Origin of the sequence: Brevibacillus sp. 1238, assembly GCF_029892995.1 — a bacterium.
GTDB lineage: Bacteria > Bacillota > Bacilli > Brevibacillales > Brevibacillaceae > Brevibacillus > Brevibacillus parabrevis.
This window is the reverse complement of sequence record NZ_JARXWC010000001.1, coordinates 617,783-633,200: the sequence shown is the minus strand read 5'-3', so window position 1 is coordinate 633,200 and position 15,418 is coordinate 617,783. Positions and strand designations below refer to the sequence as shown.

The following is a 15,418-nucleotide window of genomic DNA, read 5'->3' as shown; positions in this document are numbered from 1 at the left end:
CCTTTTCACTCCTCACGACACGATCTAGACTCTCCGCGATATTGTATGAATGCCTAGTGCCAAGAGTGAGCAAATTTGGCAGCGGGCGTTCCCTCCCCTGACGTGCGGCATACCATGGCTACTAGAAAGGAGTGGTCATATGTCCGTCGAGCAACCGCCATTGGTCTCTATTATCATCCCTGTCAAAAACGAAGGAGACAATGTGCGCACAACGATTACTTCTCTCGTCAATGCGAGAACCAATATGACCTATGAAGTCATCGTGGTCGACGATGCTTCTACTGATAATGGCTGTCATTTTTTGCGCAATCAGGAAAACCCGTCAAACATCAAGCTGATCACGACAGAAGGGATCGGAGCAGCCGCCGCGAGAAATTTGGGCGTCGATCACGCGCAGGGCAGGTTTTTGATCTTTTGCGATGCGCACCTCGCTTTTGAAAATTTCTGGATCGATCGCATGCTGGAGCTGATCCTCACCAAAAAAGCGGACGGCGTCGCACCGGGGATCGCCTCCATGACAGAGCCGCACAAAATCGGCTACGGCCAAAAGCTCGATCAAAAGCTGGGCGTCGTCTGGTATCCGAATCCGCAGCGGCCTGCTCCGATTGCGATTTTGCCAGGGGGCTGCTTTATTGTTACGCGGGAAGCTTTCATGAAGGTGGGCGGATTCGATCGCGGATTCCGCGTGTGGGGCTTTGAAGACATCGAGTTTTCCATCAAAATGTGGCTGTTCGGCTTCACCTGCTTTGTCCACCCTTCCGTGAAAATTCGTCATCTGTTCAGGCAAACTCATCCTTATACAGTGGTGCATGAGCACATCTACTACAATATGCTGCGGATGGCGTACAGCCATTTTAGCGAACAGCGGATTGAAGCCACGAAGAAGCTCATCGTGTACGCAAATGCCAGCGAAATCGAAGACGACGTGCTGACCTCTGGAGCAGCTGCCCAGCGCATCCGCTACCTCGCCCAGAGAAAACGCGATGACAACTGGTTTTTCCAACAATTTCAAATCCCGTTTTAATCCGTCTTTCACCTAAAAAATGGGCATTCGTTGACAAGCAAATTTCCCCTTGCCCACATAGTATGTAACTGCAAAGCAAATCCCCTAGGAAAGGAAGGATTCTTACGGTGAAACATCCTGTGAAGCCCATTATGGGTCGCCAGCTCCCTACACCAACACCGACCGCTACTCCTCCTACTCCGAACAACCTTCAGGAAGAGTGCATTCGCGTTCAAAAGGTGTACGACTGGGTCGTTCTTGCTAACAGCTACCGGAACAAGATTGCCCTTCCCGACGATTGTCGAGCACTTGTGGACGCAGCTATTCGTGCAGGGCAAGATATTTCCATCTCGTGCGTAGAGCCTGTATCTCCTGGCCCTAGCTGCAGCGTCGTCAGCATTCGCCGCGAAAACATCACAGTCAACGGCACAACCGTCCGCGTAGGTGTTGTCCGCTTCGTGTTCAGCGCCACTGTTATCGTGCGCGTTTTCGCAGACGGAACGCCACTCTGCGAGTTCACGACAACGGTACAGTTCGATCAGGAGGTCGTACTGTGCTTGCCTGAACCGCTTGACGAAGACAACATCGTTTGCCGAATCAGCGCCCTGGAATGCAGCCCTACCGGCAACGTACTCCTCGGCGGCATGGTTCAGCTGGATGTCATTGTGTGCGTGGAAATCCAGGTAGAAGCGGAAGTCAAACTCGAAGTGCTCGCCAAATTCTGCTCGCCGCGTCCTAACAACATTCCTGTACCGTCGCCAACGCCTTCTTTCCGTTGCCCGCCGATCACATTCCCGCCACAATGCCCGCCAATCTTCCCAGTTCGCAACTGCGATTGCCAGGCGTCCGTAAACGCACTGATCCCGAACGTATCGATCAGCATCGGTATCCCACTCGAAGTCGCAGTCGGTACAGTCCAGCTCATCGCCGATATCTGCCCAAGCTGCGATCCATCCAGCAGCTCGTTCACCTTTAATTTCTTCGATACAGTCTTGACTGACCTGTTGGGCGACCAAAGCTTCAGCTTCTCGCCTACCTCGATCAGTTCGCCTACGTGCATTACCGTGCTGCCAGGTCTGGATCTGATCACTGGTCTGGTCGTATCCGGTACCGGCGTGAGAACCTTCACAGCAACCGGAGCGCAAGAGTTCATGACCTACTCCTTGACTCTGGCCGAAACAGCACTCGGTCTGCCAGACGTGATCATCCTGACACTGACAGATGCAAACGGCATCCTCGTCTTCTCTGCCAACCTCACCATCGTTCCCGACGAGCAATTGCTGGTGCGCGATTGCGTCACATTCGGAGACATCGTCATCACCACGCCGTAAGCTTCCTGCTTCCTGCAAACCATATTGGTGTTTCCACCGGGAGAAGACTTTGTCTTCTCCTTTTTTCGTTTCTTTTGCCGCCAGATTGGCCGCATCGGGATACATGCACCAAATGCCGACCATTACATATGTCTATAGAGGATAACCTTACGCAAAAAAGGAGGACAACACTGTGCTTAAAAAAAGAACCTCCAGCACAAGCAAGCCAAAAGCAGGGAACGAGAAGTTCCTTTTGCTGAAAAAACAGGCGTACTACTACGAGGACAAAGCTAACCAACTGGGCATGAGAGTGATGGAGCTTGAGGAAAAGATAGAAGCAACCAGCCTGGAAAACCAGGAATACCGGGCACAGCTGGAGGAACTGCACCAGACCCTCGCCGATCTGGACCAAAAAGCAAATGAATGGCAGCAGTACACGGATCAGTCGCAGAAGCTGCTCAGCGATCTGGAAGCGAAACTGGACCACTACCAGAACCTTCTCCAGCAGCGCGAAAAAGCCATTTCGGTCTACAAAGATCGGGAGGGCAAGCTGAAGCGAACGGTAGATGAGCTGCGGAGCGAGCTGCACGAGCATGAAACATCCCCCAAGCTCGCGGAAGCCATTTCCAAGCATGAGGCCATGGAAGCCACTTTGCGGGAGCGTATCGAACTATTGCAGCGCAGGCTGGATCACTTTGAGAAAAAGGAAGCGGAGTGGGAGCAAAGCCTGGCGAAGCTGAAATCATATGAGTCCGCCAGCGAGCACGCACAGCAGCAGCTGGAGGAAGCGAGACGAAAAGAAGCAGAACTGGCACAGCTGATCGCCTCGTCGGAGCAGGTCAACACCCAGTTGCATGAGCAGCAGCAACAACAGCGTGACAAGATCGAGGAGCTGCTTGCAGAACGCCAGCAGTTGCTCGAAACGATTACCCATTTGGAGCAGCAGGAAAATTCCTGGAAACGAGCGCTTGAGCATATGCACGACGAATACGAAAGCGCCCAGCTCGTGGAACAGGAGCAGCTTTCCCAGCTGGAGCATTTGCAAGAGCAGCTGGAAGCATCCCAGCAAGACCTGCACACCAAGCGCCAACAGCTGGAATCGACAAACCAGAATCTGGAAACAACTTCCCTGCAACTCCAGGAAACGACTCAACTTTTGCAAGACACGTCCGCACAGCTGACAAACGCGTCCCAGCAACTGGAAGCTGCACGCGATCTGGAAGCGCAGCTTTTGCTCAAACAGCAGCACTTAGATGAAACCGCACGGCAACTGCACGAGACAACCGTACAATTGCAAAACGCCTCGGCCCAGCTGGAAGCTACCTCCCAGCAGCTTGACGCGGCCCGCGCTCTGGAGCAGGAGTTGATCGAGAAGCAGCAACAGCTGGAAGCTGCCCTTGTTCAGCGGGAACAGCAGGAGCTTTCGTTGCAGCAAGCCCTGGAGAAAAAAGACGCTGAGCTGATCGCGGCTCATCACGATTATTTGGCGTTAATTGAAAGGCACGATCAGACGCTGCAACAGCTGGGCACAACGGCACAGCAACTCGACGAAACAAATCAGCAACTGGAAGACACCACAGCCCGGCTGCACAGCACAACTTCCCAACTCGACGCCGCCTCCCAGCAGCTGGATCACACTGCGCAACAGCTTGACGAGACTTCCCGGCAACTGGATCAAACTACACAACAGCTTGACACCGCTTCCCGCCAGCTCGATGCCGCTCGCGAACACGAGACGCAGCTTCTCGCCCAACAGCAACAGCTCGAAGCAGCCGTCACGCATTGGAAGCAACAAAAGATCGTGTGGACCGAGGCGCTTGAGCAAAAAGACGCTGAGGTGCAAGCTGCGCTCCACCTGTCCCACGAGTGGAATGCGAAGCACGACCAGGTGGTTCAACAGCTTGACGCGACCTCTCAACATCTCGATGCCAAGGCTGAGCAGCTTGACGCCGCTTTACAGCAACTTGACGTGACTACGCAGCAACTCGACACTACTTCGCAGCAGCTTGACACCACCTCCGCTCAGCTCGGCGAAGCGAACCAACTTTTGGCGGAAACGGCGGCTCAGCTGCAAAACACGACTTCCCTGCTCGATGCCAAGTCCGAGCAGCTTGACGACGCTTTGCAGCAACTTGACGTGACTACTCAGCAGCTCGACACGACTGCGCAGCAGCTTGACACCACCTCCGCCCAACTCGGCGAAGCGAACCAGCTTTTGGCGGAAACGGCGGCTCAACTGCACAGCACGACTTCCCTGCTCGACGCCAAATCCGAGCAGCTTGACGACGCTTTACAGCAACTTGACGTGACCACGAAGCAGCTCGACACGACTGCGCAGCAGCTTGACACCACCTCCGCCCAACTCGACGAAGCGAACCAGCTTTTGGCGGAAACGGCGGCTCAACTGCACAGCACGACTTCCCTGCTCGATGCCAAGTCCGAGCAGCTTGACGACGCTTTGCAGCAACTTGACGTGACCACGAAGCAACTCGACACGACTGCGCAGCAGCTTGACGCCACCTCCGCCCAACTCGGCGAAGCGAACCAGCTTTTGGCGGAAACGGCGGCTCAACTGCAAACCACGACTTCCCTACTCGATGCCAAATCCGAGCAGCTCGACGACGCTTTACAGCAACTTGACGTGACTTCATTGCAACTCGACACCACTTCCGCCAAGCTCGGCGAAGCAAACCGACTGCTGGAGGAAACAACCGCTCAGCTGCAAACCACGACTTCCCTGCTCGATGCCAAGTCGGAGCAGTTGGACGCCACTTCACAGCAACTTGACGCGACTGCGCAGCAGCTTGACGCCACTTCCCGACAGCTTGAAAGCGCCCTTGCCTCCAAGGCGCAGCTGGTTGCGAGGCAGGAGCAGCTTCAGGCAAGCATCGCGAACTGGGAGCAGCAGGAAGTTTTCTGGCAGCAAGCTTTGGAACAAAAAACAGCCGAGCTGCATAGCGCTCATCAGGACTACCTCGAACTGAGCGGAAAACACGAGCAAGCGCTTCAGCAGTTGAACACAGCTTCCCAGCAGCTTGACGAAGCACAGCAACAGTTGGCAGATACTCAAGCCGAACTGCAAAACACCCGCTCCCAACTGGACGCATCTTCCCAACAACTCGGCGAAACACAGCAACAACTGGAAAGCACAGCCGCCCAGCTGCAAGACACCACAGAGCAACTCCAAGCCGCTCGCGAGCAGGCAGCGCAGATGACAGCGAAGCAACAACAACTCGAAGCAAGCATTGCCCAGTGGGAGCAACAAGAGCGACTGTGGCAACAAGCTTTGGAACAAAAAAATACCGAACTGCAAGACGCCCACCGCGACTATCTCGAATTGGGCGAAAAGCACACCCAGACGCTTCAGCAGCTTAACAGTTCTGCGCAACAACTCGCCGAGGCGACCAAACAACTGGACGAAACAAAAACCCAACTGCAAAGCACAACTTCCCTGTTCGACGTTACTTCCCAGCAACTCCATGCCGCTCGCGAGCAGGAAGTACAGCTGCTGACCAAGCAGCAACAGCTGGAAGCAGCGATCGCCCGATTGGAGCAACAGGAGCAGCAGTTGAAGCAAGAATTGGAACAAAAGAGCAGCGAACTGCAAACGAGTCGCCAATCGTATGAGCAATTGAACGACAAGCACCTTTCGCTCGTTCAGCAGCTAAACACCGCTTCCCAACAACTGGAAGCAACGAAAGAACTGGAAGCGCGCCTGACAGCAAAACAACAGCAGCTCGACGACGCGCAAAAACAGCTAACCGAAGCAAACGCAAACTTGTCCGCGATCCAAAAGCAGCTGCGGGCCGCCGAAGACAAGCTGACTTTGCAACAGACGGATGAAAGCAGCTGGAACAAACGCCTGGAAGACACGATTCACTCCTTCAAGCAACAGCTCAAAGAAAAAGAAAAACAACTGGAGCAAATCACTACCCAGGAGCTTGTCTTGAAAAAGACAGTCGCCGGACTAAAACAGTTGGTCAAGGAGCATCAGGAGAAAGAGGAGAAGTACAGACAAGCCATAAAAGATTTCAGCCAAAAAGAAGCGCGGGCAAACAAGACGTTGAGCCAACTGCCGCACAGCACTTCTTCGTCCATGAACGGCAACGCAAACAACAACATCCCTGCTTCCAGCCCAATCTCGTTCAAGATGCCGCCGCATACGCAGCAAGGAAACACATTCAACCCGTTCAAGTGACCAGTTGCAATGTGCGATCGCCGTTACCACTCGACAGCTCGCTGAATAAAACATAGTACAGTACAGAAAGGGAGGGAAATCCATGACACCAGATCAACTCCGCGCACTTTACAATCAGCGTCAGCAACGCCCTGTTCGCCAAGGCATGCGTCCGCTGGGGATGCCGCCATCGCCACTGCCAAAATCCGGGCCTGTGCACAACGTGAAACCCTTTGTCCAATCCAAAACAACCGGAGGATGCTGCGGCAGACGTTGGCAAGGCTAATACAACCGAAACACCCTTTTCCATGACCCGATCTGTGTGGGACGAAATGGTTCGACATTGCCAAGAAGAAAAACCGTATGAGGCATGCGGATTGCTTTCCGGAAGGGGCAACAGCGCCCAGACCATTTGGCGGATGGAAAACGTCCTGAAACGCCCCGATGCTTTTGCCATGAGCACACGGCAAATTCAGAAGGTGCTAAATAAAATGGCCATGCGCGGCGAGAATCTGGTCGGGATTTACCATTCCCATCCAACCGCTCCGCCCGTTCCATCCACCGAGGACATCGCTTACGCCCACTACACGGAAGCCGCTTACCTCATCGTTTCCTTATCTTCGCCCCAACCTGCACTCGGTTGTTATCGCATTTGGGGGGCCAGAGCTTTTCCACGCCCCTTCCGCCTTGAATAAACACAGTTCACCCACAGAGGAAAAACAGCCAGAACGCCGGGTCATCTCCCCCGCTGTTCTGGCTGTTCCTTTTTGGCGACCAGCAAGCATTCGCGCTGCTCCCAACTGACAAAATCATCCTCCCACAAAACTTGACACCGTTCTTCCTCGATGCTGATGACGACACCTTTGGCTCCATCCTTCACAAATACGACCAGATCGCCCACTTGGATCACCGGAGATCGCCCGCCCATTATCCGAGTCTGAAAATGATTCCGTGGCCGCCCTTCGGATATTCCCACCGGATGTTTTCGTGCGGACAGCCGATGCGACAGCTCCCGCACTCGTGACAGCCCTCGTAGCCCACATGCATCCGCACTTCTTCCCATTTGTAAACCTCCGCCGGACAGAAGATCGTACAGAGCTTATCCGGGCATTGCGACGCGCACACATCCGCGCTCAATACGTGCAGGTGCGATTGCGTATCTGCCTTGAAGCGAACGAGATACTGCTTCTCTTCGATCGATTGCCCTTTGGGTATTTGCGTCATCACTTCATCACCCTCCATGCATTCATCAGATCGCGCGCCATTTTCCACTTGTCCTTGGCGCTGCCCAGATCGCTCCATATTTTTTTCTGCTTGTTCCACTTCGAGCTTCCGTCCACCGTGAACATTTGGCTGGCTGCCTTGTTCATCAGCGGGATGTACTGCTCAAAATATTGCGGGAACTTTTCAAAATGGTGCGTAGCATCCTTGTACTTTTTCAAATCCTGACCGACAAAGCTGTTCAACAGGCTGTCGCGGTACGGCATGAGCATTTTTTCCGAGAAGTCGTTCGCCTCTCTTGCCTGCATAATCGTCTCGGCAGCCATTACCCCCGAAGCCATCGCCATGTTCGAGCCTTCCCGGTGAATCGCGTTGACGAGCTGTGCCGCGTCTCCCACGACGATGACGCCGTTTCCGACGACTTTTGGCATCGAGCGATAGCCGCCTTCCGGGATCAGGTGCGCCAAATACTCCTGCTGCTCGCAGCCTTGTATATAGGGGCGGATCATCGGATGGTTCTTGACGTAATCCAGCAGCTCATACGGCTTGAGCTTATGCTTGATCAGCCCGGACAGCATCGTGCCCACGCCGATGTTCAGGCTGTCCTTGTTCGTATAGAGCCAGGCTGTGCCCAGTATTCCCTTGGTCGAGTCTCCAAAAATCTCGATCGTACAGCCGTGATCGCCCTCCAGATTAAAGCGGTCCTCGATGATTTTGCGATCCAGCTTCAATACTTCCATCACAGCCAGCGCAACCTCGTCAGGGCGAAACTCCTTGTGGAAGCCGAGCGATTTTGCCAACAACGAATTGACCCCGTCAGCGAGGACGACCACATCGGCGTAAACATCGCCGTCCGGTCGGTCAGTCTTGATCCCGACGACCTTGCCGTCCTCGACAATACAGGATAACGCCACTGTCTCATTCAGCAAAAGCGCGCCTTCCTGCACCGCTTTATCGGCAAACCACTGGTCGAACTTGGCTCTGAGCACCGTGAAGTTGTTGTACGGCTCCTGCGCCCATTCCATGCCTTTGTAGCTGAAATTGAGCGCCGATTCTTTATCGAGCATCATAAAGCGCTGCTCCACGATCGGCCGCTCGACCGGAGCCTCCTTGTAAAAGCCCGGGATGATATCCTCCATCGTCTTGCGATACAACACCCCGCCCATCACATTTTTGGAGCCGGGATATTCGCCTCTTTCCATCAACAGCACACTGACACCAGCCTTCGCCAGCGTGTAAGCACAGGCTGTTCCGGCCGGACCTGCCCCGACGACAATCACGTCAAATTTTTCAGCCATACGTAACCTCCCTGTCCGGCTCCTTTTGGAACGCTTTCATCAGCAATGGCACGATCTCAAAAGCGTCGCCCACAATGCCGTAGTGACACGCCTGGAAGATCAGGGCATTCGGGTCTTTGTTGATCGCGATGATCAGCCCGGAATTGCGCATGCCGACCAGATGCTGGATCGCCCCGGAAATGCCGATGGCAAAGTAAATTTTCGGCGTAACCGTAACCCCTGTCTGTCCCACCTGATGCGCGTGATCGACCCAGCCCGCTTCGACGGCATCCCTGCTCGCCCCAACTGTCGCTCCGATCGATTCCGCGAAACGGTGGATGAGCTGAAACCCTTCCTTGCTGCCCAGCCCTTTCCCGCCAGCTACGATGACATCGGCTTCATCCAGCCTGACCTTTTCTCTCGTTTCCCGCACGATTTTCAACACTTTGGTGCGAATGTCTTCCTCTGCAAGCTTGATGCTCTCCTTGATGACTTCGCCCGTCCGCATCTGATCCGCTTCCAGTGCTTTCATGACTTTCGGGCGCACCGTCGCCATTTGCGGCCGATGCTTTTTGCATAAAATCGTCGCCATAATGTTCCCGCCAAAAGCAGGTCGGCTCGCTTCCAGCAGTCCTGTCTCCGCATTGACATCCAGCATCGTCGTGTCAGCGGTCAGCCCCGTCTGCAAGTCGGTAGCTACCGCGCTCGCCAAGTCTTTTCCTGTCGTGGTCGCCCCGTACAAAATGATCTCCGGCTTGTGCTTCTCCACACACTCGATGACAGCGCGCATGTACGACTCCGTGCGGTAGTCGGCAAAAATGCGCTGATCGTAGACGTACACCTGATCCGCCCCGTACGGAAAAGCCGTTTGCGCCAGCTCCTCCACGCCATCTCCGATTAAAAGTCCCGCCAGCGGCACGCCGCGTTTGTCCGCCATTTGCCGCCCTGCTCCCAAAAGCTCCAGCGATACGGGCGCAATCTGTCCATCCCGCGCCTCCAGATAGACCCAGATGCCGCGATACTCCTCCAGATTCATGACTGTCCCTCCTTCACACGAAACAATCCCTGTTTCTCCCGGAGGATGTCCATCAAGCGCTCCACTTGCTCTGTCGCTGTTCCCTCCAGCATTTCTCCGCCCTTCGGCTTTTCCGGCGGCCATACTTTCGCGACGATAGTCGGCGAGCCTTTCAATCCAAGCAAAGTCCGGTCAATATCGCCGAGATCGTTCACGGACCAGACAACCGGATTGTACCTGGCCGCCCGCAGCATGTTGGGCAGAGGAGAATACGGCACCTCGTTGATTTCCTTCTCCACGGAAAAAAGACAAGGCAGCGTCGACTGGACAACCTCATGACCGTCTTCCAGCTTGCGGTGAACGATGGCATAGCCTTGTTCCTTGTTCACTTCCACTACCTTTTTCACATTGGTCAGCGGGGGAATATCCAGCCGTCTGGCAACTCCCGGCCCGACCTGTCCCGTATCTCCGTCAATCGTCATCTTGCCGCAGATGACGAGGTCAACCGGATGCTCCTCAGCGATTTTTTCAATCGCCTTCGTGATCGCATAGCTCGTCGCCAGCGTGTCTGCTCCGGCAAATGCGCGGTCCGTCACCAAATAGCCCGCGTCTGCGCCGATCTCGATGCATTTGCGAATCGCTTTTACGGCTGGCGGCGGCCCCATCGTCACCACAGAAACCACGCCGCCATAACGCTGTTTCAGACGGACGGCTTCCTCTACTGCATGCGCGTCATACGGGTTGAGGATCGCAGGCGCACTGGCGCGATCCATCGTGTTTGTCTTCGGATTCATCTTGATGATCTTCGTATCCGGTACTTGCTTGATACAGGCAACGATGTGCAGCATGAACAATCCCCCCTTGCTGCCTGGCGCGGGTTTTTCTGTCGGCCTGTGCAAAGGTTGTCTTTCTTTCGCGCGATTTCCTGCGGGCAGCTTGTCGTTCGTTGTTATAACCTATTGCACCAGAGGCAGGCTTAGACCAGTAAACAGCCGGAATTGCCTTTGCACGGGGGAAAATCCGTTGTCTGCCGCCCCCTCGCGGACGTGAGCATTCGCCTGGAAGCAGGTGTCGCTTATCGGAAAGACGAGCGATCCGAGATCGCGCATTCGTTTCTGGACATGTTTTTCCGTCTGTTTGTCTACGGCATGCAAAAAGACGCCCGCTGCCAACTCGTGGCTTGCGGGCGTCTTGCTCTTTGCTTCTTACTTTTTCACAGACAGCTCAACGGTTCCTTCGGTAAACTTCTTGGATACCCGTTTCAGCTTGATTTGCAGTCCGATCTCAGGAAGGATTTTACCGATTTCCGGCACTTCCGACATCGTGTAGTCGTCGCCGTCGTCGAATGTCGTTACTCCAGCGAGCGGCTCATAATCCATCGTGCCGTAAATGTAATCGAGATCCATGCCAGATGTTTTGTTCGGGCTGAATGCCGCATCGTTCACCTGGTAGCGGGAGTCTGCGATCGCGTCTTTGTTTCCTTCGTCGTTGTTCCAGTAGCGCACTTCTTGATGCGCGTCGACTACGCCGAGCATGCCGTAGCCTGGATGCTGGCTTGTGTTGTTGTCCTGCGTTTTGCCGTAACGGCCGTCGTAGTACCAAATCACCATACCTGGATCGTAAGTGAAGAACGTATCGTTGCGACGGAAATACTTCAATCCAGCGTCTACGCCTTCGTGAGAACGCAGCTCGATCAGGTAGTACGTGTCGTACATTTTGCCTTTTCCATCAAAGTGCTGGAAGCCGTCCAGCTGGAACTTCGGTTCGCCTTCTGCGTCATCCTCGAAAATAACCTGTCCGTCTCCTTCAACTTCAAAGTTGTCGAGATAGAAGCCAGCCATAGCCAGGCCGCCATCTGTCTTGTAGTTGAACTCAACGCGAATTTTCTTGCCGGCAAAATCGTTCAGGCTGATTTTTTCGTGATCCCAGCCTTTCGTTACATCGTCGAACACTTCTACTTCTTTGCTTTCCCCGGTATTTTCATCAATCACATTGACGTACAGGAAGTCGTAGTCGGTTTCAATCGCTCTCCAAGAATCAAAGCTCATGGAAGCCGAGCTTACTCCGCTCAAGTCAATGACGTCCGAAACCATTTTGGTATCGAGATTGTCACCCTCGTCAGAGAAGTAGGAGTAGTCCCCATCTTTTGGCTGAATCGGTGGCTCTTTTTCTACTTGCGGCATGTTGAGCTTGATGACTTTTCCGCCCATTTCCAGGCTGGAAGCGTCAACCAGGCTGACTGTCTTTTTCTTGTTTTCCAAATCTTTGTAGTCAAGCACGCGTGGCGAGATCCATTTGCCGCCGTACATTTGTTGCAGCATCATTTTAGACCAAGGGTCCATTCCGGTCGGTTGCGTTTGGAAAATTTGGCCGGTATGGCTTCCGGACGACATCAAGGACCAAGCCCCTACTGGGGAATCGTGCCCTTGCTTGCTTGTGTCATACAAGTCTGGCAAGCCGAGGTTGTGCCCGTACTCGTGAGCGAATACGCCTGGCGCGCCGTCTTCTGGCTGGATCATGTAGTCAAAAGCTTTCAGGCTGGTGCCTGGAATTTCCACCGGCTTTTTCAAAGTCCAGCGATGCGACCAGATTGCGTCTGCATCTTCCCCTGTTTCCTCCCCGATCCCTGCGTGAACAAGCATCAGGTTGTCCAACATGCCATCCGGCTCCATCAAATCCCCGTCGCCATCCAAATCGTACGGGTCGCGTTGGTCGTACTCGTCTTCTTTGCCTGCGATTGCCTCTCCTACTGCGTCAAGCGTTTCCACGACCAAGTCGCGCGGAGCGGAATCGCTGCCGCCGGAGTTGTTTTCGCCATAATACTTGTAGCTTTTCTCAGCCATTTGCCACGGAGTGACTACCCCGTCTACCGTCCAGCTTCGGCCGGATTGCAAGTAGTAGTATTCCGCCATGGTCGTCATGCTGGTGCCTTCTGGCGTCTCGTATCCTTTTTGATTGAACAGCATTTCCTTGTAGTGCTTTTCGTTGAAATCCGCTGTCCAGAGCGTATCGTTCATTTTAGGCAGTTCGTTGTGTTCGCGATCGGAAAACTCAACGAGCGCGATCACGATATTGTCTGTATGTACTCTTTTCGAAGCGCGCAATTCTTCTTCATCTTCAATCTCCGTAACTCGTTGCGCTGCATCCGACAAAGCCGCCAGCTGGGATTTCGTCGCCTTTTTCCCGAAGGAAGAGGATTCGTCTACGCCATGCGGCACTTTCTTGTCTTTGAGGTAATCCTCCAAAGCTTCATTGATTTCATCCTGATCGGCATCCTCATCAATGATCCCTTGCTCAATCAAGCCTTTGACCAGCCGGTCGATGTTGACCGTGGACAAGTCCACCTCCAGGCTATGCTTGTCCTCCTTCGATTTCGCCAACCCCGTAGCGGGTACCGCCGCAAATGCGGTTAGCACGAGCGATGATGAAAATAAAATGGATAATAGCTTCTTGCTTTTCTTCACTGCCGTTCACCCTCTTTTTCTATCTATTTTTTTGCCGGACTATGATAGAAACCCCCAGTTCCGACTATTCACAATTATTACATGTTTTTTGGTTATAGCCAAAAAAATTCTTTCGACAGAAAATCCTTCATGATCAAAATCATTTTTTCACCTAAGCAATCTGACCCACTTTGACAAATCTTTATTTTTTTTGATTTTTATGCAGATTCTTGTCCATTTGGCTGAAAAAAAGACCACTTCACTTATATGTCTACTGCCAAAAGACGCAGGAAAAAATTGTCGTATTTTGTCTAAATAAGTCGAAATATAATTGCATTTTCCTTACCTGTTACCTTGCATATCACGTTTCCTTTTTGAAAAAAACGCAAAAAGCCATCTCGCACAGATGGCTTTTCCCTCGATACCTTGATGCGTAATAGGCCGGAAAATATCACTTGATCGGCAAGGTCACGGTGAATCTCGTAACGCCATGCTCTGACACGATCTCGATGTTCCCCGCATGTTTGCTGACTACTGCTTGCACGATCGGCAGGCCCGCTCCCCTTGCACATGATTGCGTGGCTGGCTTGGTCGTATATCCTACCGTGAAAATTTGCGCGCGCTGCTCTGGCGATATTTCCGTCCCTGTATTTTCTACTTCAAAAATGTACTGCTTGTCTTCCCGGCGACAAGCAATCCGGATTCGCTTTTCGCCCTCCGCCGTTTCCGCGGCATCGATCGCATTGTCGATCAGATTGGACAATATTTTCACCAAATCGATAGACGGAATGCTCTCGAAAGGATCGGGACATTCGGCAAATTGCATGACAATCTGCTTCGACTTGGCCTGCTCCCATTTCGTGTGGAACAAAACCATCAACGCCGGGTTGGCGATCCGCACCGTAAGATCGAGCAGCTTCGTCTCCTTGAGCAGCGATTGAATGTAATCGCGTGCCTTGTCAAAATAGCCGCACTCGATCAAACCGTACAAAACTTGCATATGGTTGACAAAGTCGTGGCGAATCGAACGAATCGAGCTGATGACGGAGCGCAGCTCATCCTGATAATGCTCCTCTGTCTCGCCAACGGCTGCTTTAAGCTCCCGGCGATACCAGCGCTGCAACCCGAGGATCAGCACGATCAGCACGACGACGAACAGCCCGTGAAAAACAAAGACAGGCGTGCTGTTTCGAACGACCTCTTCGCCAATCCCTTCCACCATCGCCATGTCTGTGTCGACGCCAACGATGCCTAGCAGCCGGCCGTCTTTTCCGACCAGCGGCGCACCGGCCGACATGTAAACGCCGTAAACAGGGTCGCGGATGATGTCGGAATAGTAGGATTGACCCGTGCGAATTTTGGCAATCTGCTCTGCCGTCACATAGCAAGGATCGCCAATTTGAAAAGGAAGCGTCCGATCAGGCGGATAGGCCACGACCATGACTTTGCCGCCGTTTCCATCCTCGTTGATTTGCATAATGTACGAGTAAAGAATCCCGAATTGCTCTCGCGCCTGACTAAGTTGGGTACGAATCGACTCATAAGCCGGGTTGTCCTTGGCAGGATGCTGCAAAAATTGCTCATAGGCGGCAATATCGATTCGCTGCGCCACCATCGCCGCCGTCTTCATGCTCTGATTGGCAATCGAAAGGCGGACCGACTGCATCGTATTGTAATAAGAGCCTGCGATGCTAAGACAGGTCATCGTCAAAAACAGGACGCCTGACATCAGCACACAAATCCAGACTCTGCGATTTTTTGTAAAGGATGTTACCATTTTCTCCTCTGCCGTTCTCTCATTGACGTGTCACTCCCTTATCCATTCTAGTCGATTTGTTTCAAAGCTGTCCACCTGCGCTCCCCTCTTGACAGACATACTTTCGCACAACATAGATTGCAAACTATTTTGACTTCTTTTTATAATAAGGAGACTGCGAATTACCAATCTGTTTCCACCGTGAAAAGGAGTGGG

Annotated in this window: 12 protein-coding genes; 5 read left to right on the top strand and 7 right to left on the bottom strand. The window is 53.2% G+C overall.

Annotated features, from left to right (window positions below; genetic code table 11):
* The first annotated feature begins 139 nt into the window (after window positions 1-139).
* The 5 genes from M2298_RS02880 (at window position 140) to M2298_RS02860 (ending at window position 7,185) form a co-directional block, all read left to right on the top strand.
* Window positions 140-1,024 carry a glycosyltransferase family 2 protein gene (locus M2298_RS02880; protein ID WP_122963216.1) on the top strand — a complete coding sequence of 295 codons (885 nt, stop codon included), beginning with the start codon at window positions 140-142 and terminating at the stop codon, window positions 1,022-1,024.
* A gap of 107 nt (window positions 1,025-1,131) precedes the next feature.
* Window positions 1,132-2,334, top strand: a complete 1,203-nt coding sequence (locus M2298_RS02875; RefSeq protein ID WP_242772084.1) for a BMQ_0737 family morphogenetic spore coat protein — start codon at window positions 1,132-1,134, stop codon at window positions 2,332-2,334.
* A 172-nt stretch (window positions 2,335-2,506) separates the two neighbouring features.
* On the top strand, window positions 2,507-6,511 hold the full coding sequence (locus tag M2298_RS02870) for a hypothetical protein (RefSeq protein ID WP_280648203.1): 4,005 nt from the start codon (window positions 2,507-2,509) through the stop codon (window positions 6,509-6,511).
* An 82-nt stretch (window positions 6,512-6,593) separates the two neighbouring features.
* Window positions 6,594-6,776 (top strand): hypothetical protein, encoded by a 183-nt coding sequence (locus tag M2298_RS02865; protein WP_063227158.1) that lies wholly within the window; start codon window positions 6,594-6,596, stop codon window positions 6,774-6,776.
* Window positions 6,777-6,798: 22 nt separating this feature from the next.
* Window positions 6,799-7,185: a M67 family metallopeptidase gene (locus M2298_RS02860; RefSeq protein WP_122963270.1), complete on the top strand. Its 387-nt coding sequence runs from the start codon at window positions 6,799-6,801 to the stop codon at window positions 7,183-7,185.
* Window positions 7,186-7,226: 41 nt separating this feature from the next.
* Here M2298_RS02860 and M2298_RS02855 read toward each other — a convergent pair whose 3' ends face one another.
* From M2298_RS02855 to M2298_RS02825, 7 genes are all read right to left on the bottom strand, one after another.
* Window positions 7,227-7,400 (bottom strand): hypothetical protein, encoded by a 174-nt coding sequence (locus M2298_RS02855; protein ID WP_167470239.1) that lies wholly within the window; start codon window positions 7,398-7,400, stop codon window positions 7,227-7,229.
* A gap of 17 nt (window positions 7,401-7,417) precedes the next feature.
* The gene (locus M2298_RS02850; RefSeq protein ID WP_122963213.1) at window positions 7,418-7,714 is read right to left on the bottom strand and encodes a ferredoxin family protein; all 297 of its coding nucleotides are present in this window, start codon (window positions 7,712-7,714) and stop codon (window positions 7,418-7,420) included.
* Complete coding sequence (locus tag M2298_RS02845) at window positions 7,714-9,009, bottom strand: FAD-dependent oxidoreductase (protein ID WP_122963212.1); 1,296 nt, start codon at window positions 9,007-9,009, stop codon at window positions 7,714-7,716. Before M2298_RS02845 ends, M2298_RS02850 begins: the two co-directional genes overlap by 1 nt.
* Window positions 9,002-10,024, bottom strand: coding sequence for an electron transfer flavoprotein subunit alpha/FixB family protein (locus M2298_RS02840; RefSeq protein ID WP_173599786.1), 1,023 nt, complete (start codon window positions 10,022-10,024; stop codon window positions 9,002-9,004). The genes M2298_RS02845 and M2298_RS02840 overlap by 8 nt, the downstream gene beginning before the upstream one ends.
* Window positions 10,021-10,851, bottom strand: a complete 831-nt coding sequence (locus M2298_RS02835; RefSeq protein WP_122963210.1) for an electron transfer flavoprotein subunit beta/FixA family protein — start codon at window positions 10,849-10,851, stop codon at window positions 10,021-10,023. Before M2298_RS02835 ends, M2298_RS02840 begins: the two co-directional genes overlap by 4 nt.
* Before the next feature lie 357 nt (window positions 10,852-11,208).
* Complete coding sequence (locus M2298_RS02830) at window positions 11,209-13,467, bottom strand: immune inhibitor A domain-containing protein (RefSeq protein WP_280648202.1); 2,259 nt, start codon at window positions 13,465-13,467, stop codon at window positions 11,209-11,211.
* A gap of 430 nt (window positions 13,468-13,897) precedes the next feature.
* Entirely contained in the window at window positions 13,898-15,175 is a 1,278-nt protein-coding gene (locus M2298_RS02825) for an ATP-binding protein (RefSeq protein ID WP_242772093.1), read from the bottom strand.
* Window positions 15,176-15,418 lie beyond the last annotated feature (243 nt).